18 protein-coding genes and 2 pseudogenes are annotated in these 18,578 nt (G+C 68.1%); 8 read left to right on the forward strand and 12 right to left on the reverse strand.

The features are described 5' to 3' along the window. Nucleotides 1–706 precede the first annotated feature (706 nt). Together ACFW01_RS26910 and ACFW01_RS26915 are read left to right on the forward strand one after the other, a co-directional pair. Nucleotides 707–2,836 (forward strand): MMPL family transporter, encoded by a 2,130-nt coding sequence (locus ACFW01_RS26910; RefSeq protein WP_384507408.1) that lies wholly within the window; start codon nucleotides 707–709, stop codon nucleotides 2,834–2,836. Nucleotides 2,837–2,998: 162 nt separating this feature from the next. Further along, nucleotides 2,999–3,280 carry a hypothetical protein gene (locus ACFW01_RS26915; RefSeq protein ID WP_384507411.1) on the forward strand — a complete coding sequence of 94 codons (282 nt, stop codon included), beginning with the start codon at nucleotides 2,999–3,001 and terminating at the stop codon, nucleotides 3,278–3,280. 123 nt (nucleotides 3,281–3,403) lie between these two features. Here ACFW01_RS26915 and ACFW01_RS26920 read toward each other — a convergent pair whose 3' ends face one another. Together ACFW01_RS26920 and ACFW01_RS26925 are read right to left on the reverse strand one after the other, a co-directional pair. Further along, nucleotides 3,404–4,501 (reverse strand): sensor histidine kinase, encoded by a 1,098-nt coding sequence (locus ACFW01_RS26920; RefSeq protein ID WP_384507414.1) that lies wholly within the window; start codon nucleotides 4,499–4,501, stop codon nucleotides 3,404–3,406. Continuing rightward, entirely contained in the window at nucleotides 4,498–5,163 is a 666-nt protein-coding gene (locus ACFW01_RS26925; protein WP_384507417.1) for a response regulator, read from the reverse strand. Before ACFW01_RS26925 ends, ACFW01_RS26920 begins: the two co-directional genes overlap by 4 nt. A gap of 232 nt (nucleotides 5,164–5,395) precedes the next feature. On the opposite strand from ACFW01_RS26925, the gene ACFW01_RS26930 reads away from it, so the two are divergent. Then, nucleotides 5,396–6,058 carry a histidine phosphatase family protein gene (locus ACFW01_RS26930; protein WP_384507420.1) on the forward strand — a complete coding sequence of 221 codons (663 nt, stop codon included), beginning with the start codon at nucleotides 5,396–5,398 and terminating at the stop codon, nucleotides 6,056–6,058. Between the two features lie 284 nt (nucleotides 6,059–6,342). Here the strand turns inward: ACFW01_RS26930 and ACFW01_RS26935 are convergent, their stop codons facing one another. The 3 genes from ACFW01_RS26935 to ACFW01_RS26945 all read right to left on the reverse strand — a co-directional run bounded on the left by ACFW01_RS26935 (nucleotide 6,343) and on the right by ACFW01_RS26945 (nucleotide 8,577). Next, nucleotides 6,343–6,903 (reverse strand): class F sortase, encoded by a 561-nt coding sequence (locus ACFW01_RS26935; protein ID WP_384507423.1) that lies wholly within the window; start codon nucleotides 6,901–6,903, stop codon nucleotides 6,343–6,345. Nucleotides 6,904–7,050: 147 nt separating this feature from the next. Continuing rightward, entirely contained in the window at nucleotides 7,051–7,827 is a 777-nt protein-coding gene (locus tag ACFW01_RS26940; protein WP_384507426.1) for a hypothetical protein, read from the reverse strand. Nucleotides 7,828–8,307: 480 nt separating this feature from the next. Next, nucleotides 8,308–8,577, reverse strand: coding sequence for a chaplin (locus ACFW01_RS26945; RefSeq protein WP_384507429.1), 270 nt, complete (start codon nucleotides 8,575–8,577; stop codon nucleotides 8,308–8,310). A 323-nt stretch (nucleotides 8,578–8,900) separates the two neighbouring features. On the opposite strand from ACFW01_RS26945, the gene ACFW01_RS26950 reads away from it, so the two are divergent. Beyond that, nucleotides 8,901–9,752: a DUF4394 domain-containing protein gene (locus ACFW01_RS26950; RefSeq protein ID WP_384507432.1), complete on the forward strand. Its 852-nt coding sequence runs from the start codon at nucleotides 8,901–8,903 to the stop codon at nucleotides 9,750–9,752. Between the two features lie 86 nt (nucleotides 9,753–9,838). Next, nucleotides 9,839–10,036 carry a hypothetical protein gene (locus ACFW01_RS26955; RefSeq protein WP_384507435.1) on the forward strand — a complete coding sequence of 66 codons (198 nt, stop codon included), beginning with the start codon at nucleotides 9,839–9,841 and terminating at the stop codon, nucleotides 10,034–10,036. Nucleotides 10,037–11,620: 1,584 nt separating this feature from the next. Here the strand turns inward: ACFW01_RS26955 and ACFW01_RS26960 are convergent. After that, nucleotides 11,621–12,001, reverse strand: coding sequence for an STAS domain-containing protein (locus ACFW01_RS26960; RefSeq protein WP_384507438.1), 381 nt, complete (start codon nucleotides 11,999–12,001; stop codon nucleotides 11,621–11,623). 160 nt (nucleotides 12,002–12,161) lie between these two features. Here ACFW01_RS26960 and ACFW01_RS26965 point away from each other — a divergent pair. Then, a pseudogene (locus ACFW01_RS26965) lies at nucleotides 12,162–12,326 on the forward strand (hypothetical protein); the annotation flags it as partial. A 96-nt stretch (nucleotides 12,327–12,422) separates the two neighbouring features. Then, a pseudogene (locus ACFW01_RS26970) lies at nucleotides 12,423–13,259 on the forward strand (DUF4394 domain-containing protein); the annotation flags it as partial. Between the two features lie 328 nt (nucleotides 13,260–13,587). Here the strand turns inward: ACFW01_RS26970 and ACFW01_RS26975 are convergent. From ACFW01_RS26975 to ACFW01_RS27000, 6 genes are all read right to left on the reverse strand, one after another. Continuing rightward, entirely contained in the window at nucleotides 13,588–13,797 is a 210-nt protein-coding gene (locus tag ACFW01_RS26975; RefSeq protein WP_384507441.1) for a hypothetical protein, read from the reverse strand. A gap of 222 nt (nucleotides 13,798–14,019) precedes the next feature. Continuing rightward, nucleotides 14,020–14,475, reverse strand: coding sequence for a hypothetical protein (locus ACFW01_RS26980; protein WP_384507444.1), 456 nt, complete (start codon nucleotides 14,473–14,475; stop codon nucleotides 14,020–14,022). Continuing rightward, nucleotides 14,468–15,235, reverse strand: coding sequence for an AAA family ATPase (locus ACFW01_RS26985; protein WP_384507447.1), 768 nt, complete (start codon nucleotides 15,233–15,235; stop codon nucleotides 14,468–14,470). Before ACFW01_RS26985 ends, ACFW01_RS26980 begins: the two co-directional genes overlap by 8 nt. Then, nucleotides 15,235–15,402, reverse strand: a complete 168-nt coding sequence (locus ACFW01_RS26990) for a hypothetical protein (protein WP_384507450.1) — start codon at nucleotides 15,400–15,402, stop codon at nucleotides 15,235–15,237. Before ACFW01_RS26990 ends, ACFW01_RS26985 begins: the two co-directional genes overlap by 1 nt. Further along, complete coding sequence (locus ACFW01_RS26995; protein ID WP_384507453.1) at nucleotides 15,399–16,280, reverse strand: hypothetical protein; 882 nt, start codon at nucleotides 16,278–16,280, stop codon at nucleotides 15,399–15,401. Before ACFW01_RS26995 ends, ACFW01_RS26990 begins: the two co-directional genes overlap by 4 nt. 213 nt (nucleotides 16,281–16,493) lie before the next feature. Next, nucleotides 16,494–17,588, reverse strand: a complete 1,095-nt coding sequence (locus tag ACFW01_RS27000; protein ID WP_384507456.1) for a tyrosine-type recombinase/integrase — start codon at nucleotides 17,586–17,588, stop codon at nucleotides 16,494–16,496. Nucleotides 17,589–18,331: 743 nt separating this feature from the next. Here ACFW01_RS27000 and ACFW01_RS27005 point away from each other — a divergent pair. Next, nucleotides 18,332–18,565, forward strand: coding sequence for a DUF5133 domain-containing protein (locus tag ACFW01_RS27005; protein ID WP_384507458.1), 234 nt, complete (start codon nucleotides 18,332–18,334; stop codon nucleotides 18,563–18,565). Nucleotides 18,566–18,578: the final 13 nt, after the last annotated feature.

Raw genomic sequence — 18,578 nt, forward strand, 5'->3', positions numbered from 1 at the left:
CACGAACAGCACGGTGATGCCGACGAGCAGCACGATGCCGAGCACGGACGTGAACCGGGGGCCGCGCAGGGGGCTGCGCCAGAAGCCCGGGGAGGAGGGAAGCCGTGTGGCGAGGACTCGCATGTCCCGACCGTAGGCAGCAGAAGGCCCCGAAAGCGGTCACGACCCATGACGAAACGCTGACGTCCGCCGTGTGCGCCGTCCGACCCGCGATCTTCCGCCCTTCGGTGCCGGTGTGACCGAGCCACTCCCCTGTCCGGACTCATAGCCGCGCAAGGGGACGAGCAGATCAGCCACCACATGCTGACGTTTGGGCCATTGGGGTTGCGTGCGCGACTGACACCCATCCCCGCCTGGCGGGGCCGCGTATTCCACTCGGAGTCTCGGCGATCATGTCCGAGCTCCCGAACAGGGAAGAGAGCCATGCACCAACGAACGGGCACAACCATCAATGTGGTCCTCTGCATGCCACGCGCCTCACCCGTCCCAGCCGTCACTTATGGCACGCCAGAGCCGTAGAGGGGGAGGCTGACCGCTCTCGACCGACCGAGATCTTGCACGTGGTCTCTGCCCGAGCTGGCGGCTTCTCACCGAACTCGTCGAACCCGGCTGGTTCTTCTGTCTGCCGGATCCTCCCTATGCCCGCTGAGTACTTTCCTAAGCGTATTGGGGTATCTGCACGGTGCTACGTCTGCTGCGACTGCCGATGAGTGCCCTGTTGCCTGCCGTGGTGATCGCGTGCTGGGTGGTGACCGGTGTCGTGTCGATCGTCCGGATCGCCGACGGGCCGGAACCGACGCGGGACAGTGTTCAGGTCGTGCACCCTGGCATGGAGTCCAGCAGGGTCGCCGCGCAGTTGCGGACTGCGGGGGCCTGGGGAGGGGTGCCCGCGGTCGTCGTATGGGAGAAGGCCGGACAGCGTGCTGTGCCGACGCCCCGCTTCAGCTCTCTGGACCGCCAACGGGCCGAACACAGCCTTGCCACGCTGCCCTCCGCAGTGGCCCGGGTGGAGGCGGTCACTGTTGCGAAGGACGGGCAGGCGCTGGCAGGCGTGGTGGCGCTTTCGCCGGACCGTGCTCTGAGTGGGAGGCAGGGTGGTCTTGACGCCGTGTTGCGTGCGGCGCGGCAGTTGGAGGGCACCCAGGTGGCGCTGGCGGGACCGGCCGTGGCGCAGGCTGATCTAGACGATTCGTTCGATGGTCTTGACCTGCGTCTCCTGCTTGCCACGTTCGGTGTGGTGATGGTCATTTTGGTGTTCGTGTACCGCAGCATGGTGATGCCCTTGATCGTCATGACGAGTGCCGTGCTGGCTCTGCTGTTGAGCGGCTCCGTTCTCGCGTGGATCAGTGCGCGGACCGGACTGATGGTGGACGAGCAGGCCCGGGGGATCTTGTCAGTCCTAGTGGTCGGCGCCACCACGGACTACGGCCTGCTGCTGTGGGCCCGCTTCCAGGAGGAGTCGCGGCGGGCGGACGGGCGTGTGTCGGCCATGTGTGCGGCGTGGACTGCATCCTGGGCTCCTGTCACAGCCAGCGCCGCCTCGGTGGGGTGTGCGTTGGTCACGCTGTTGCTCTGCACTCTGCCCGGTCACCGCGTCCTCGCTCCGGCCGGTGCGGTAGCGATGGGCTGCTGCGCCCTTGCTGCCCTCACGTTCGTCCCGGCCGCCACACTCCTGGTCCAGCACCGGACACCTCACTCACGGCCGCGGCTACGGCTAAGGGCCCTGAATACAGTTCGGACTCGGCTGGCGCCCGTGCGCGTGGTGGCCCGTCACGGGCGTGTGACGGGTTTGGTGGGACTGGGGCTCTTGGCGTCCTGCGCGGCGCTGGCGCTCACGCTCTCGCCTCACGGTCTGCCACTCCGGCAGGCGGTGACAGCAGGTTCCGCATCCTCGCAAGGACAGGCAGCTCTGGAAAGGCATTTCCCCGGCGGGACTGGAACCCCTGCCGCGATCCTGACCGACCAGGACAACAAAGATCAGGTCAGACATACGGCTACTGCCACTGAAGGAGTCGTACAGGTCAGCGAGGCACCCCCCGGCACTGCGCCGACCGGACGCAGTGTGCTCTTGGCCACCTTGGACAGCGCAGCCGACAGCGCCCGCGCCCAGCAGACCGTCGAGCGCCTGCGCCTCTCCGTCCCTCCCCCGGCGTCCGGAACCGCTGAAGTCGGCGGAGTTCCAGCTCAGCTGTATGACGTCCAGACGGCAACCGAGACTGACACCGCTCGGGTTATTCCGGCTGTCCTTCTGGTGACCAGTCTGCTCCTCCTTCTGCTCCTGCGCAGCCTGGTGCTTCCTCTGGTTCTCGTCGCTGTCGCCGTCCTCAATTTCCTGGCATCGCTGGGCCTGTCGGCCTTGGTCTTCCGCATGCTGTACGGGTCTGCGGCGACTGAGCCCTCGCTGGTTCTGTTCTCCTTCGTCTTCCTGATCGCACTCGGTGTCGACTACAACATCTTCCTGATGCACCGCGTGCGGGAGGAGGTGCTGGGGACGGCAGGCCACCGGGTCGGAACACTTCGCGGTCTGCGGGCCACCGGCGGTGTGATCAGCTCAGCCGGTGCCGTACTCGCCGCGACCTTCGCCTCTTTGACCGTGATGCCTCTGCGTTACCTCGCTCAGATCGGGGTCATCGTGTCCGTCGGCGTCCTTCTGGAGACCCTGCTCGTCCGGCTCTTCGTCGTACCCTCCCTGGTCATCAGCGCCGGCCCACGCATCTGGTGGCCCACCCGGCCAACACCAGCCCTCCCGCCCAGCGCGTGCGTGGAGCGAACGGGGCCAGCGTCCGGTTCCGGGAACGATTCCGGGTCCCCGTTGCCCTCTCCTCAATCAGGCTGACAAACAACCCTGGCTGTATTTCCCTGCGAGGTTGGGGACGCGGCTGGCGGGGGTTCCTACTGTGATCGGTAAAGGTGGGCGTAGGCCCACACGTCCAGCAGGGCGCGGTTGAAGCGTCCGGCCCCTGCCATTGACCTGCGGCCGACAGGCACGGGGAAGAGCATGATCGACCACGTCCAGACGCGGCTGCGCCTGCTGAGTGGACCTGATAGCAAGAGCGGCGCCTATCCGGGGGGGGCCGATCGGTCGTGGTCACGGCTGCTGGTCCTGGTGCCCGGCCGCTTGCTGCTTCCCGGTGACACGGCCAGCTTGGACCTCGGCAAGGATGTCGGGCTTGACCAGGCGTTTCACCTTGGCGCGGCTGACCTCAATGTTCTTTGGCAGCAGTTCGTGGTCGAAAGCTTTGCAGACATCATTGGCCCGGAAGGGCTTGTGGCGTCGTAGAAGACAGCAAGGATGCGGGCGGGGTAGCCCGGGTGGCTCGGGTAGGTCCGGCACGACGGCCAGGCTGCCCAAGCCCCGTGGCCGTGGCCGTGGCCGTGGCCGTGGAGAGCCAATAGGCCTTTCTCACCGTCTGCCGGTAACAGGCAGTTCCAACGACAGCTCAAAACCCCCATTCTCCGTGGGGCCGTACCTGACGGTGCCACCCAGTAGCCCCGCACGCTGACGCAGACCGACCAAACCGTAATTGGCGCCCGGCAGGGACAGTGCAGCGCGCGTTGGTGGCCCATTGGTGACCATGACACGGACGGTCGTGTTCTCGTGGCGGATTAGTACGGTTGCCCGGGCGCCCGGCGCGTGCTTGCGTACATTCGTCAGCGCCTCCTGAACGGTGCGGTAGATGGCGCGCTGGACCGGCGGGGGGACGCTGCCCGGCAGACTGATCTGCAGTTCGGTTTCGATACCGCTGTCATCGATCAGCCGCTGAAGATCACCAAGAGAGGGCTGCGGAATCAGTTCCACCGGGCTGCCGCCCGAGGTACGCAGGACGCTGACCATGTGCCGCAGTTCTTCGAGCGTCTGCACGCTCAGCTGCCGGATCGTGGCAGCGGCGTGTCTTGCGTCGTCGTCGCGGCTTCCCACCTGGAGTGCGCCGGCTCTCACAGCGATGAGACTGACCTGGTGAGCGACGACATCATGCATCTCGCGAGCGAGTGTGGTGCGCTCCCTGGCCAGCACTGTCTGGGCGGTCAGCTGTCGCTCGTACTCGCGTGCTCGGGAGATCTCCGCCAGGCGTGAGGACAAATCACGCCGGGCCTGCACGAGCTGGCCGAGAAACACCGGCGCGGCCGCCGTCGCCGCGGTGTATCCGAGAGCGATGAAGATCGACGGAGCCGAGAAGTCGAATCCTGGCGATGGCAGAGCAACCAGGTTACCGAGAGTGAACACCGCGGCACAGACTACCAACAGAGCGCGATCCCGCGTAAGGGAGGCAAGCGTGTACAGCGCGGCCAGCGCGGCGAAGACCGCGTCGGACAGAAGAACGGCAGGAAGAGTGAGCAGGAACGTGACCCTGGGCAGGCGCCGTCGCATGACAAGGGCGCAGGCGGCCAAGAGGGCGCTGGCCAGGCGCAGTGGCTCGGAGGTGTCGGCATGGACCCAGACATCAAGCAATGCCGCTGCGACGAGGATGGCGTCCAGCAGCGGGGCAGGCGGCCGGCTCATGGCTCCTCCTTGCCCCGTGCTGGCCTGAGAAACCCGGCGCGCTCCGCAAGCAGGGCGGCCTGGACGCGACTGCTGACCTCCAGTTTGGCAAGGATTGCGCTCACATGGTCTTTGACTGTTCCGGTACTCAGGTGCATGCGTGTAGCGATGTCGGCGTTGGTCAGGCCCTCGGCGGCTGCGGCGAGCACGGCACGTTCGCGATCGGTGAGCCGTTGGAGGCGGCGGGCGGCGTCCTGGCGGGGGCCCGCGTTCAGGAAGCCGTCCACAACGGTGCGAGTGACCTCCGAGGACAAGACAGTGCCGCCTTCTGCCAGCGTTCTTACCAGGGAGGGAAGTCGCTCCGGGTCGGTGTCCTTCAGTAGGAAGCCGGACGCACCCGAGTGGAGTGCCGCTGCGACGTAGTCGTCCATGCCGAACGTCGTGAGCATGGCCACGACCGGGGCCTGCGGGAGCCGGCGCAGTTCGGCCAGCACCGCGAGACCATCCATGTCGGGCATTCTGATGTCCAGCAGAACAACGGCGGGGCGTCGCTCCTGCGCCGTCCGGACCGCTTGCCCGCCGGGAACGGCCGCCACCACCTCGATGTCACCGGCCGCCTCCAGGATGTGCTGAAAGCCTGAACGGATCAGCGCCTCGTCGTCGACCACCATCACGCGGATCATGCGTTCTCTTCTCCACTCACCATCGAGCCCACTGACTCAGTGAGTACCCACCACCGGGTTCGCTTCCCGGCGCAGACACCGACAGCCGCCAGGTGGCGGCGCTGTTCCATCCGGTCGGCGGGGAGACCTCAGACATGTGCCAGATGGGACAGAGCGCGCCCATGCCGGACGCTGGAGCCAGCGGGTCGTTCCTCCGCACCGCCCGCGGCCAGACAGATGGGAGACCGCTGCCATGATCTGCCTGACAATTCTCCAGCCGATCTCCAGAGACGAAGCGAGCAGGACGGTCTTCGGTGATGGTGCTGTCGGCGAGGTCGCGCCGCCCGCACCGAGCGCTCTCGTCCCTGCCCTGGCCGGATACTCGATGGTGTTCCGGGCACCCACTGCCCGCTGCGCATGGGCCGCTCGCGTACTCGGCATCGGGGCCAAGGCCGAGCCCGCGCTGTGCGACCTCGACTACGGCGCGTGGCGAGGCCGCACGACTGCCGAAGTCGCCGCCACGGAACCCTGCGGGCTCTCCGAGTTCCTGACGGACCCGGACGCCACCCCCCATGGAGGCGAGTCCGTACGCCAGCTCTGCCGACGGGTCTCGGACTGGCTCAATGACTTGCCGCCCTTCACGGCTGAGGTCGTGGTGATCGCCGAACCGGTGGTAGCTCGAGCCGCGCTGGTCCACGCTCTGTCAGAACCGGTGCGGGCGTTCTGGCACATCACGGCGCCATCACTCGCCACGATGGTGCTGCCCTCCAGGAACAGCCTGCGCCGTACCCCACAGTGCGACGCCGCACCCCGGCACCGGCGGACGCGCGGCGTGCCGCGGCAACTGACACCGGCCCCTCCCATTCTGACGGGCGCCGCGGTGCGGTTCCCCTCACAGGGTGTCGCCCACGAGTAGGGATGGGACCACCAAGGCACGGCATCGTCTACCTGCGGGGCACACGGCCTTCGGTGCTGAGAGCTTCGGGACGCTGTATTGGTTGCCGGCAGGGCTCGTCCATCCTCTTGGGCATGAGCCGTGCGTCCTTTCATCCATGGCGTCTGCTGATGAATTTTTGTCAGGTCCCTCACTGTGCCAATTCTTCGACCAACGGCCCTGCGCACCTCTGAATGGTGTCGAATGCGGCCAAGTACGAGCCGTTCGACGCGGTCGACGGATGCCACGATGGGCGGACTCGGGGGCTACTGAGCGTGGGTGAGGGTGGCGTAGACGACGATGTTGTCGGCGTAACGACCGTCGGCGGAGTAGTCACCGGCGCAGGTGATGAGTCGTAGGCCGGCGTGATCGAGGTTGCGGTAGACGTCGACGGTGGGGAACTCGTTCTTCGGGTACTGCTCGACGCGGTCCACGGTGAAGGTCACCGTACGTCCGTCCTCACGGTCCACGGTGACGGTGTCGCCGGCCGAGAGTTCGGCGAGGCGGTAGAAGATGGATCGGTCACCGTTCCAGGTGACGTGGCCGGCGATGACGGCGGGACCCTGCTGACCCGGCGTGGGTCCCGGCGTGTACCAGCCGGCGAGGCCGGGGTTGCGGGGGGTCTCCATCACGCCGCCACGGTCGAGACCGAGATCTTCCAGCGTGGAGGAGACACCGATCGCGGGGATGTGCACTTCGGTGGGGGCGGAGCGGTCGAGGGAAGCGGCCGTCGGATCGGCGCCGGGGCTCCCTCCCGTGGAGGGAGCCCCGGTCGGCCGTCCCGTTCCGATGACAGCAGGCGCCTCCGGCCCTGCGGACTCGGTCACCGACGGGGCCTGAGGTGCTGTACGTGACTCGTCGCCTGCGCGCCATAGGCCCAAGGCCAGGAGCACGCAGGAGAGCACCGCAACCGCCGCAACGGCGACGAGCAACAGGCTCCGCCGGGAATGCCCGTGGCTCATGAAGGCACCCGGTCAGCGCTCACCGGCACGGCGCCACACGACCACCGCTCCCACCGCGGCCGCCATCAGACCGGCTCCGCCGAGGGCCATGATCTGCGTCGAGTCCTCGCCGCCGGTCGCCGCGGTGCCGGTCTCGACTCCGCCCTCGGGCATCTCGCCGATGGACGCTCCGCGCACCATGCCGCAGCTCGCGGGGGCGGTGGCCTCCAAGGGGAGCTTCGGGTCGAGTTCGCTCTTGCCGGCGTCCGCGTCGTACTTCCCGTTGTCGTTCACGTCGATGCCGTGCTGGACGATGTGCAGGTCCTTGAAGTGGTCGGCGACGGCCTGCGAGACGCTGATGGTGCGCTCGTAGGAGAGGTTGCCGTCCTTGTCCGCGGTGGGCATCCGGTCGACCGCGAGGCCACTGTCCTTGCTGGTGTCCCCACTGGTGGTCAGCGAGATGTTGATGTCGCCGTAGGAGGGCAGCCCCTCCACTGTCGAGACGATGTCGTCGCCGTTCTTGTCGGCGCTCGCGTCGGGACAGTGGAAGTCCACGCCCTTGGTAGAACCGTGGATGTGCTGGGCGTGCGGCGCTCCCGGTGTCAGGCCCTTGGCCTGGATCTTCACGGTGAGCTGTGTGCCCTCCAGGCTGACCAGGGCGGTTCCACTTGATCCGGAGCCGTTCAGCTGCTCAAGGTTGATCTGGTACGCCTGGCTGTCGGCGGCGAGCGCGGGAGCGGCGGCGGACAGAGCCACGGCCGCGGGCAGAGCGGTCAGTGCGGCTATCCGTGCGACACGTCGGTTCCTCATGCGATGAATTCCTTCCTCGGCCCACCTGCGAGGGTGGACGATTGGGAACGGTGACCGACTCCGGCCACCGAGGTCGGCTGGTAACACTTATCCGGAGCCAACATGGGCGCCGGATTGGCCTTGGGGCAGCCGCGCGTGGAGGAACCGTCTCAGGTGTGGCGATGGCGCTGAGCGACCGGGAGTGACGCCCTCCCCTGCCCCTGCTCTCGCGACCGGCTCACAGCACCGTCCGGACCGGGCATGAGACGAACACACCAAAATGGACGAACCTGTGCATCTGTCCCGCGCGGCGGCCGGCGCGAAGAGGGGCGAGGAGCGAAAGCCGAGCAGAGCCAGCCCGCCGCGGACGACGCGGAGCCCCGTCATGGACGTTCCTCGTCCCGTGAAAAGGGCTGCAGGCTCTCGTCTCACTACGGTGCCACCTTTGCGCGTCCGCATCCCGGCGGCTGGCCGGGACGCGGACGCCGAGTGCCTGATCCGTCAGTGGCCCACGCCCCAGCCGTGGCCGCTCATGTTGGCGCAGCTGTTCCCGAAGGCGGGGTTGAGCAGACCGATTACGTTGACCGTGTTGCCACAGACATTCACCGGCACGTGCACCGGGACCTGCACCACATTGCCCGAGGCCACACCCGGGGAACCGACAGCCGCACCCTGGGCGCCGCTGTCGGCGGACGCCACTCCGGCCGCGCCCAGCACCAGGGCACCGCCGGCAGTGAGAAGCCCTGCGGTCACGATCGCGCGAGTCTTCATTTCGTTCTCCTTGTCGTGTGCGTTTCATTCGCAGGTCGGCCCGTCGCCGTTCCTGAGGATGCGCGGCGGACGACCGTTATCCGCGCCGGACGGTGAACCGGATTGCGCCAACGCGGGAAGCTCACCCGAAGGAACCCAACCAGCCGAACGAGAGGCCGGATTACGAATTTCGAGGCGACCGGAAGCACAGCCGTCCGCGGGAGTCCGACTGGGCCGGACGGGTTCTTTTCGTCGTTGGGTGCAGTCCGCCCGGTGTGCTGGGACGGATCAGTCGCAGAGCCTTCGGCATTCCTGCCCGAGGCCTCCTGAAGGGAAAACAGCAGATGCGCAAATGTACGGTTGCGACCGCGGGGATCGTTCTTGCCACCCTGTGCGCCGCCCCGGCACTCGCAGCCCCCACCGCGCCCGCCGAGTCCGGGCACAAAGGGCTCACCGCAGTCGGTCTGACCAAGGACCAGCGCCTGGTCGAGTTCGACGTCGACAAGCCGACCAAGACCTGGTCCCTCGGCAGGGTGTCCGGACTGTCCGGAGACAAGAAGCTCGTCGGCATTGACTTCCGGGTACAGAACGAGCGGCTGTACGGCGTCGGAGACAAGGGCGGCATCTACACACTCAACACGAACGCGAAGGCGAGGAAGGTCTCGCAGCTGACCGTCGCGCTCTCCGGCAAGGCGTTCGGCGTGGACTTCAACCCGCCCGCCAATCGGCTGCGAGTCATCTCAGACACAGGCCAGAACCTACGCCACAACATCGACGACCCCGCCGCCCCGCGTACGACCATCGTCGACGGGACGCTCACCAATCCCACCACCCCGCCCTCCACCGCCATGGGGGTCACCGGCGCCGCGTACACCAACAACGACCTCAACGCGGCGACCGCGACGACCCTGTTCGACCTCGACACCATGACCGACCGCGTCTCGCTGCAGTCCCCGGCCAACGCCGGCACCCTCGCCCCCACCGGCAACCTCGGCGTGGACGCCGACCTGAACGCCGGGTTCGACATCTATTACAACCCCGCGAGCGGTATGAACCACGGCTTCGCCGCCATCGGTACAGGCGGCGCCTACCGCCTGTACGAGGTGAACCTGCTCAACGGCAAGGCCACCGACAAGGGCGCCTTCCCGAAGAAGCACCAGGTAACCGACCTGGCCCTGCCCATCGACCAGCGATAGCACCAGTCCGCGAGCACCAACAGGAGGCGGCCCGCCGGGGCCTCGGCCGAGCGTCGACCGGCTCGCCGCCTTCTGCCCGCGTACCGGTGCTCCTGGCGTTCATCATCGCCGTCCGGCTGCGCCGACGGCTTCACGCCCGCAGCCGCAACGATGAGAAGCCGCCAGCGCTGATCATCCTGGTCCACGGCATCCTCGTCGCGCCGACCGCGTACGGAGAGGCCGTCTTGGATGTCGTGGAGCAGCTTGCCGCGGGCATCAACCCACTCCGGCCGCTGAGAGCGTAGGCTCCCTGCCCCCAAGCGTGTGGATAGGACCGCATGTCCTGCCAGGCCGTAGGAGAGCGGACGATGCACTTCCCTGGCACCAGCTCGACTGGCGACCTGTCAGGCCTCACTGCTCGGTTTCGCCTGTCTCCACGTGTTGAGGCCAGCCACGGGAAGGACTCAGAGGTGGCCGGGGAGGGGCGGGGAGGTGGGCCCTGGCACCGGGCGCGGCTGACCAGGGCCCCGCAAGCGCCTCCGTGGGGCGGAAAGCGCGTGCGTCACATGGGCGGTAACGAACCCCATATGGTCGAGGGCACGGAGATTCACTCGTTTGGCTCCACGCGGGCTCCGTGTTCGGCTGGCTGGAGGTCCGGCGGGACGGTTGTGTCGATCATCCACACGCATGGCTCTGTAACGCCCCTGCCGTTCCCCGTCGGATTCACCGGAACCGCTCATCGCGCGAGCGAGCGTCGTCATCGCGCTCTACCGTGGCGGGAACAGCTTGCGCCGGCCCGCACCCGCGTACAGCTGTGTGCCGTGTCCGGCCGGGGACGCAGGCCTCTCCGCACCCGGCCGGACTGGTCACGGCTACTCGCCTTCAAGCCCGATGTCAGGAGCCAGGTGGAGGTGACGAGCGTGCTGGTCGTGCACCGTCCCTCTCTTTGGGGCGGCCATCAGGTCACGCTAGGCCGTGACGGGCGTGATGTCTTTGGCTCCGCGCACAGCGACCACGCGTGAGGTCCGCTTGTATGGCATCACCGCGTTGGGCGGGGTGCTCTTCAACGCATAGGACTGACGTCCACGCAGGAGGCGCCGTTCGACGCTGGCCATAAATGACATGCTCAACGATTCCTGCCGCTGATCCGCGTGCCGCCGTGACAGGGAGTCCGGGACACCGTCGATGAAGCGGTGTGGTGGGGCCCTGGTACCGGGCGCTGCGTCTCCCGTCGAGGGGCGGAAGCTGTACGCATCACCAGGTGCCGTAACGCGAGGTGGGCGTGCGCGGAAACGACAGCTCACTCTATGGCGCTGACGGAGCTCCGGCGGCCCGCCGGCGGGAGGGCCGACGGACCGCTTGTGCCCATCATGCAACGGGCGTGACCGACCGCTACCTTCGCGCTCCGGCCGATTACACCTGAACGCCTCGCTGCGCGGGCGGGTACGCCCCCGGCCATCTACCGTAGCGGGAACGGCTGCTGCAGGTCCGCACCCGCGTACAGCCGTGTGCCGTGTCCGGCCGGGGACAGCCACCTCTTCCCCCCGGCCGGACCGTCACGTCCGCTCGCCCCGCAGCACGGTCCGGAGGCCCCCGGAGGTGTGAGCCGTGCGCCCGTCGTCGTGCACCGGCCCTCCGTTTCGGGAGACCGGAGAGTCACTCTGTCCCGCGACGGGCAGGACGTCTTCCTCGGCATCGCGCACAGCGACCACGACCTGGTGTGTTCCTCGAAGGCGCTGGCATCGCCCAGCCGGACAACATCCTCGATCAGCCGCGGATGGTGGAATGGCGCGACGGCTCCGCACACGACTTCAGCGCCGCATGAGAATCGCATGCTCGGGCCCACAGCTGATTGCTCAGCTTCGCGGCCCGGTCCAGCAGAACCAGCGTCAGGTCCCGCCGCCGACCACCAGCCCGTTCTTGGCCTCGGCGACGGTTCCATACACCTGAAGCACAGTGTCCATCCCGGTCATGACCAGCACTCGCTGTAGATCCAGCGGCACACAGGCCAGCGCCAACACAGCACCGGCCTGGTCCGCCCGCCGCCAGGCCATCAGCAGCACATTCAGCCCGGCCGAATCGCAGAACGACACCGCGGACAAGTCCAGCACCACACACCGCTGCCCCTGGGTCTCTTCCAGAAGGCGGTTACGGAAGAACGAGGCGGTCTTATAGTCCATATCCCCGCCGACCTGCACAGTCAGACACATTCCCGACCCATTCGCCTTGACTGATGGCTCTGGGTTCATCCCGCTCTCCCCACGTCTCATCACGAGACGCAACCGATAGTGACCATGACCCTATCGACTCCCGTTACATCGTGTCCTCAGCAAGACATCGAGGCGCGGCAGGCCCCGCCCCAGTGGCTCCTGGAACGGGGCCTGAACGGGCACAGCCCACCCTTCTACGTCCACACCGGCGACTTGCTGGAACGTAGGCAGGAACAGCACAGGCATCGAGCAGAAGCAGGCCCGCCGGGCGCTCGCAGCCGACATCAAAGCATGCACCCAATGCCGTGCGGGTCAGGCAACGGTTCACCCGTTCGGCCGCTGTGAGCGGCAGCGCGGTGGCCTGCGTGTTTGTGTCGCCAGGTGAAGCCGGCGTCGGCCCGGCCCTCCCTCCACTCTGCAGGAGACACCCGTGCGCATATCCACCCTCGCCCCCGTCCTTGCCGTTGCGGCCCTGTGGCCCATGGCACCCGCGGCCGCAGCAGCCCCCACCGAGACCCCCGCGCGCACCGAAGCCCCGGCAGGTGACGCCCACAGAGAGGCCGGGCTGTCAGCGATCGGCCTCACCCACGACCAGCGGCTTGTCGCCTTCCACACGGGCTCGCCGGCGGCCGCGCGCTCTGTGGGCCAGGTTTCCGGGCTGGTGAAAGACACCAAACTCGTGGGGATCGACTTCCGCGTCCAGAACGGCAAGCTTTACGGCGTCGGCAACCAGGGCGGCATCTACACGCTCGACACCATCAGCGCACAGGCGAAGAAGGTCTCGCAGCTCACGGTGGAACTTGAGGGCGAGTACTTCGGAGTGGACTTCAACCCCGCCGCGAACCGCCTGCGGGTGATCAGCGACACCGGCCAGAACCTGCGCCACAACATCGACGACCAGGCCGCCCCGACCACTACGACCGTCGACGGCACGCTGACCAACCCGGCCACACCGCCCTCCACCAAGACGCCGACCGCGAAGGGCGTCACGGGAGCGGCCTACACGAACAACGACCTCAACGCGGCGACAGCTACAACGCTGTTCGACATCGACACCGTCAACGACCGCGTCTCGCTGCAGTCCCCGGCCAACGCCGGCAACCTCGCCCCCACCGGCGGCCTCGGCGTCAAGGCAGGACCGTCCGCCGGCTTCGACATCCACTACGACCCGAACACCGGCTCCAACCACGGCTACGCCACCCTCCACATCGACGGCGCTGCCCATCTCTACAGTGTCGACCTCCTCACCGGAGCGGCGAACGGCAAGGGAACGTTCCCGACCAACCTCCAGGTCACCGACCTCGCCCTGAACCTGAGCCCGGCCCGCCACCCGCAAGGCGCCATGGACGCCGGCGTCGGCACCATGGCAAGCAACACCGGCCCGCACCTCAACATCGCCGGCGTAGCCGCCGGATCCGCCCTCCTCCTCGCAGCGCTCGCTGGCGCAGGCATCTGGCGCACCCGCAGGACATCCGACACAACCCCCTCCTGACCAAAAACTCGCAGCCGCAGGGGACGGTGGGTCCGAAACCGAGCGCTGGCCTCGGTGCAGCGCAGCGCCCGCCCCTGCGGGCGGGCGCCACGTGTGAAGTGCATGCGAGCTCCCGACACCTCGGATCACACACCACCCCACAGGAGCAGGAGTGTCAGCGGCTGGAGTCGTTGATGCCGGCGGCAAACTGCCCCACGACGTCCAGGACACCCTGCCCAAACGCGGTCGCGCGACGCGGATGCCGCACACCATGACGATCAGCACCAGACAGCTTCTCGTCGTTGCGGCTGCGCGCCTGAGTTCGCCGGCGCAGCCGTACAACGATGATGACCGCCAGCAGTACCCCCTCACTGATCGTCAGCACACCACACCCCCACCGAAGGAAAACGGCCCCTGGACAGGTTGCAGCCAGCACGCGTTCATGCGGCTGCAGTGTCCCGCAAACATGGCTGCATGCATCCGGCAGATCGGCCGGATCGGCCGTCCTGCTCCCGAGAGGCCCCGAGCAGGTGGGCCGAAAAGCCCTGAACACACGGGGTCACGAAGACACGAAGATGCGTCCGGGGCGAGGAATACGCTAGCCGCGTCACACGTCCGGGGCGCGCGGCGCGGGCGCACGCGGGCGCACCAGCGATGAGTATCGGCTCCGGCAACCGGCGTCGATGCGGTCGGCGAGGCGGGCCAGCTCCAGTGGTTCACCGGGCAGGAGCCGGTGGGCGCGTTCCACGATGACGTCGGTGACGCGGGCTGCGGACAGCCAGGCGGCCTCGGCCTTCCACCCGTCGGCGACGCTCAGGCGCGGGGAGTGGACGGCGGCGGGGTTCTTGCCCGCCGCGGCCAGGACGTCCCACACCAGATCGGTGGTGGAGTGTACGGGGTTGAGGCGGACCACGATCCGGCGGGTGGTTTCGAGCGCGGCCAGGCGCCGGCCGAGGGCCGGGTCGTCGGCGGCGTCGATGACGACGCGGACGGTGCGGCGCGGGACGACGGGCCGGGCGGCGGGGTCCTCGGTCGCCGTGGTGGTGGGCAGGGCCTCAGTCACGCAGGCCGCCGCCGAGGAGGGAGTAGGCGTTGTGGACTGTCCTCTGGTCGACGGTGGCCAGGTTCTGCTCGGCGCACAGGGCGGCGGCGGTGTGGGTGAAGACGGCCCAGTCGCGCATGGTGCCGTGGCCGTAGGAGTTGTCGACCTCGACCAGCAGCTCATCGAGGGCGCTGGCGTAGATCGGGTGGAAGCGGCGCATCAGCGCCGGGACCTTCGCGGGGGCGAGGGGGGGGAAGGGCAGGCGGCGGAAGACGCGGGAGCGGAGCATCGGCTCGTTGGACAGGGCCTCCCAGCAGCCGTCGCCGCCAACGTAGAGCAGCGCGAAGCGGGTTGTGGGGTGATCGTGGAGGTGGCGCAGCAGTTCGATGCAGTCGCCGTTCAGGCGCTGGGCCTCGTCCACGACGACCAGGCGCATCGGGGTGGCGAGCAGGCCGATGAGTTTGGTGGTGAGGTCGAAGCGGTTGCGGGAGGTGGGGGTGTGGGCGCCGGTGAGTTCGCGCAGCAGCTGGTCGGCGATCATGCGCATGGTCGAGCGGGAGGGGAAGGTCAGCGGGCACACCTGCGGCCGGTCGGTGGCGGGGAGCTGGTCGACGGCTTCGAGGGCGGCTTCGACGGCGAAGGTCTTGCCGGTGCCGGCCGGGCCGTGGACGACGCCGGTGGCCGCGTGCGCGACGAGGTCGATCACGATCCGGGCGGTCATCTGGAAGTGGCCGGTGGGCAGGGCGTTGGCCCCGTCCAGGTCGACGAAGTGGCGCGGCATCAGCTCTCCGGATCGGCGAGGGCAGGGGGTGCGGTGGGGTCGATCAGCCCGAGCAGGCTGGTGGAGGCGCAGGCGGCGAGCGCGGCGTCGCGCTCGCGCTGGGTGCGGGTGCGCCCGTCGGCGGCCGCGACGAGCCGGGACTCCGCGGGTGGACTGTCGCCGGTCATCGGCGCGAGGGTGCGGCGGGCCTGGCGGGAGGCGCGGCGCCGCTCCCGGCCGAGGCGTTCGGCTTCGGCGCGGGCGTGCTCGCGGAAGGCGGCGGTCTGGGCGGGGGTGAGGTGCCCGGTCGGGTAGGCGGTGCACAGGTGCTCGGCGCCCAGGTAGACAGGCTGTCAATGCCCGGGTGGTGACGCTCCAGGTCGGCCCAGAACAGGCCGGCCAGGTGGGCCGACAGGCTCTTCAGCGAGTTGTAGTCAAGGCTGGGACGTCGCTCATTGAGGTAGTCGACAAGAAGATCACGAACGGGTTTGCACTGCAGGTGGTAGCGGTCTACCAGCTGGTCGACGTCGACCTGGCCGGCCCGAGAGGTGAGGTTGTGGAGGGTGGACGGGGCATCGGGCGGGAACTGGTCGCGGTTCCGCAGCCACGTGTAGGCCAGTCGAACGGCCTCCGTGGCCTTGCCCGGAGTCGCCCTGTGGAGCGCCAGGATGTCGCCGACGGTGATGTCGTCCACGCCGCCTCCGAGGGCGGCGATGATCCGAGCGATAGCCTTCAGGGCGTCGGGCCCGGGACGCCGTGACCATTGATCGGAGGGCAGAGCGGCCTTGAGCCGGGCGAAGCCCTCGGGATCGCGTGCCGCTTCGATGGCCGGCCTGAGGAATTTCGACTGGTTGCCGACGAGCCAGTGCAACCCGGGGCGGATGACGTCGGCGCAGATCAAGGCCAGGAGTCCAGAGCGGAGAGCTGCGAGCCCCGGCTTCCTGCCGTGGCGCTGCCACCAGCTGATCGTCTCCGCGTGCCAGCCGTCGTAAGCGGGGGATGCCGGGCACGCGTCCCACCGTTGCTGCCAGGTTTCTCCGTTGAAGGTTTCGAGCCACTCCAGCATGAGGTGGGCTCCGACCAGACGCGCGCGTTGGCCGAGCTTCTGTGGGGCGGCGAAGGCCGGCAGCGACAGCCGCTCAACTACCTCGCTCCGGGATGCCTGTGTCGCCGGCCACGACTCAGGGTTGGATCTCGGAGGAAACGTCGCCAACAAGGCCACCGCTTCACGCCCCCGCAGGTGTGCCGTTGCTGCGAGAGACTGAGCTTCGAGGGTGACTCATGCCGACCGGCCTCCGAACAGGATGTTGCGGGATTCAGGGTTGTAGGCGGGCGCAAGCACGGCCGGTGGTGGAGCAGTGCGCTTTCTCTCCTGCCGGGCGTGGTGAGCGAGGCCAGCCGAGATCACGTCGTCCCTGGTGGGGCGGTTGTAGATGTCCAAGGTGGTCAGGTACTTGTGGCCGAGGATGTGCTGGACGTAGGCGGGCGGCATGTTCGGGTCGTCGAGCATTAGGAACGTCGTCGTGTGCCGCAGGTCATGGAGGGTCGAGTTGGCGCCCAGGAGCTGGTTTGCGCGGGTGAACATCATGCGGGCCGCGTCGTACTCCAGTGGTCGCCAGGGGCGGCGCAGGGTCCACCACAAGGGTTGCGTGCGGCCGCGGGGGACGCCCTTCTTCCAGGCGTCTTCCTGGTAGAGCCGCAGCCAAACGAACGCGTCACGGGAGGCCGGGAGTTCTTGGTAGTCGCGCGTGCCCTTGCGGATCACGCCGATGGTCTGCTGGCCCACGACCGCATCTCCCTGCTTGGGGGTGAGGAGTTCCTCGGCGCGTGCGCCGGTGGCGACCCAGAAGGCCAGCAGGGCACGGTCGCGGTGGGAGCGGAGACCCGCGAAGACCTCGGTGTACTTCTCGTCGGGGATGCGGCGTGGGATGCGCTTGGGGATTCTCGGCCGGTAGAGGCCGGTGCGCTGCTTCTTGTGTTCCTGCTCAGGATTGTGATGCGCGTTGGCTCGTGCCGAGCGCCGGTGGCGGACGAGTGGAAAGGGGTTGACCAGCAGAGATCCGGAGTTGTTCTCCAGGTGCCAGTCGTAGAACCCCCGAAGCACCGTCTCGCAGTGTGCCCGGGTGGTGGGTGCGTACTTCTTGCCGACAGCGGGCTTCCCGGTCACCGGGTTCGGAGTTCCCGGCGCCGACTTGCCGGTTCGGGACGGCCGGGGTATCTCGGCCGGGTCCTTGCCGCGGTGGCGCCAGTGAACGCGTACCGGCTTGTCCGCCAGCTTCATCCACAGCGTGAAGTCCCGGGCGTCCTCACGTGTCGCGCGATCCCACTCGATCTCGAAAGCCCACAGGAAGCGCCACCACCGAAGCAGGTCCATGCCGTACGACCGCGGCGTCAACGGCTAACAGTCCGAAGACATCAGATCCTTGAAATACACCGCCGCAGGCTGAACAGGTCTCCCGAACGGATCCAGTAGTTGGCAGGGCTCCCAGGGATCCTCCGTGTCTCGTAACTCCCCGATCTCGGGCAGAACAAAGCTCTTGAGATCCCGGCTGGGACGTCTCTCGTCGGGCATGGCGGGAAGTTAGCAGAAGCATGCCCTGAACTGCACAAACACTCAGGTTAGTTCGGTCAACACACCGAGGGCGAGCACGTCACCTTCGAGGTCGGCCAGGGCCAGAAGGGTCAGCAGGCACAGAACATCGTCCGCGGCTGACCCCACGCCGCGAGCGCCAGGTGGGACGGCTGCCGGGATCTCCTGGCAGCCGCCCCACCAGTTTTCCCGGAGAGGGGCTCGGCGCCCGATACATACCCACGAAGCAGCGGCGCGGGAGCCTGTGCCGCTGCCTACCTGTGAACCGGGCACACGCGGGCCTGGGCGGGCATTGGGCCGCCCGGCGGCGCGTCGCCTCCACGGGCGGGGCGAGCAACTGGCCCGCCCAGTTCCAGATGACCGGGCGGGTCCGGAAACTGGGCGGCCCGGCCAGTGTAGGACGGCCGTGGGCCCCTGTGCTGCCTGCCCTCCGGTGTGGCGCACGGGGGTTGGGCAGCGCAGAATCGGGTATCGGGGAGCGTGGCCGTGGCCGGGTGTTTGCCGGCCCTTGCGTGGAGGAGTTGCTCATGTTGATGGCTCATCCTGCGGTGCTGCGGGATCTGATCGACCAATACGAAGCCTTCGCGGCCCTGCACGCGGCCGACGCGGACAGTGCGCAGGTGCGGCAGCGGATGGCAGACGTCGCCTACACGCTGTGCGTGTCCACCGGCACCCGTGACATCGACGCGGCCCTCATCGCTGCCCGTCACCAGCTGCCCGGCGCCCGCCCCCAGGACGACTTCGTACTGCACAGCAGCTGACCAGCCCGCCCTC

Origin of the sequence: Streptomyces sp. NPDC058985 (assembly GCF_042740985.1) — a bacterium.
Lineage (GTDB): Bacteria > Actinomycetota > Actinomycetes > Streptomycetales > Streptomycetaceae > Streptomyces.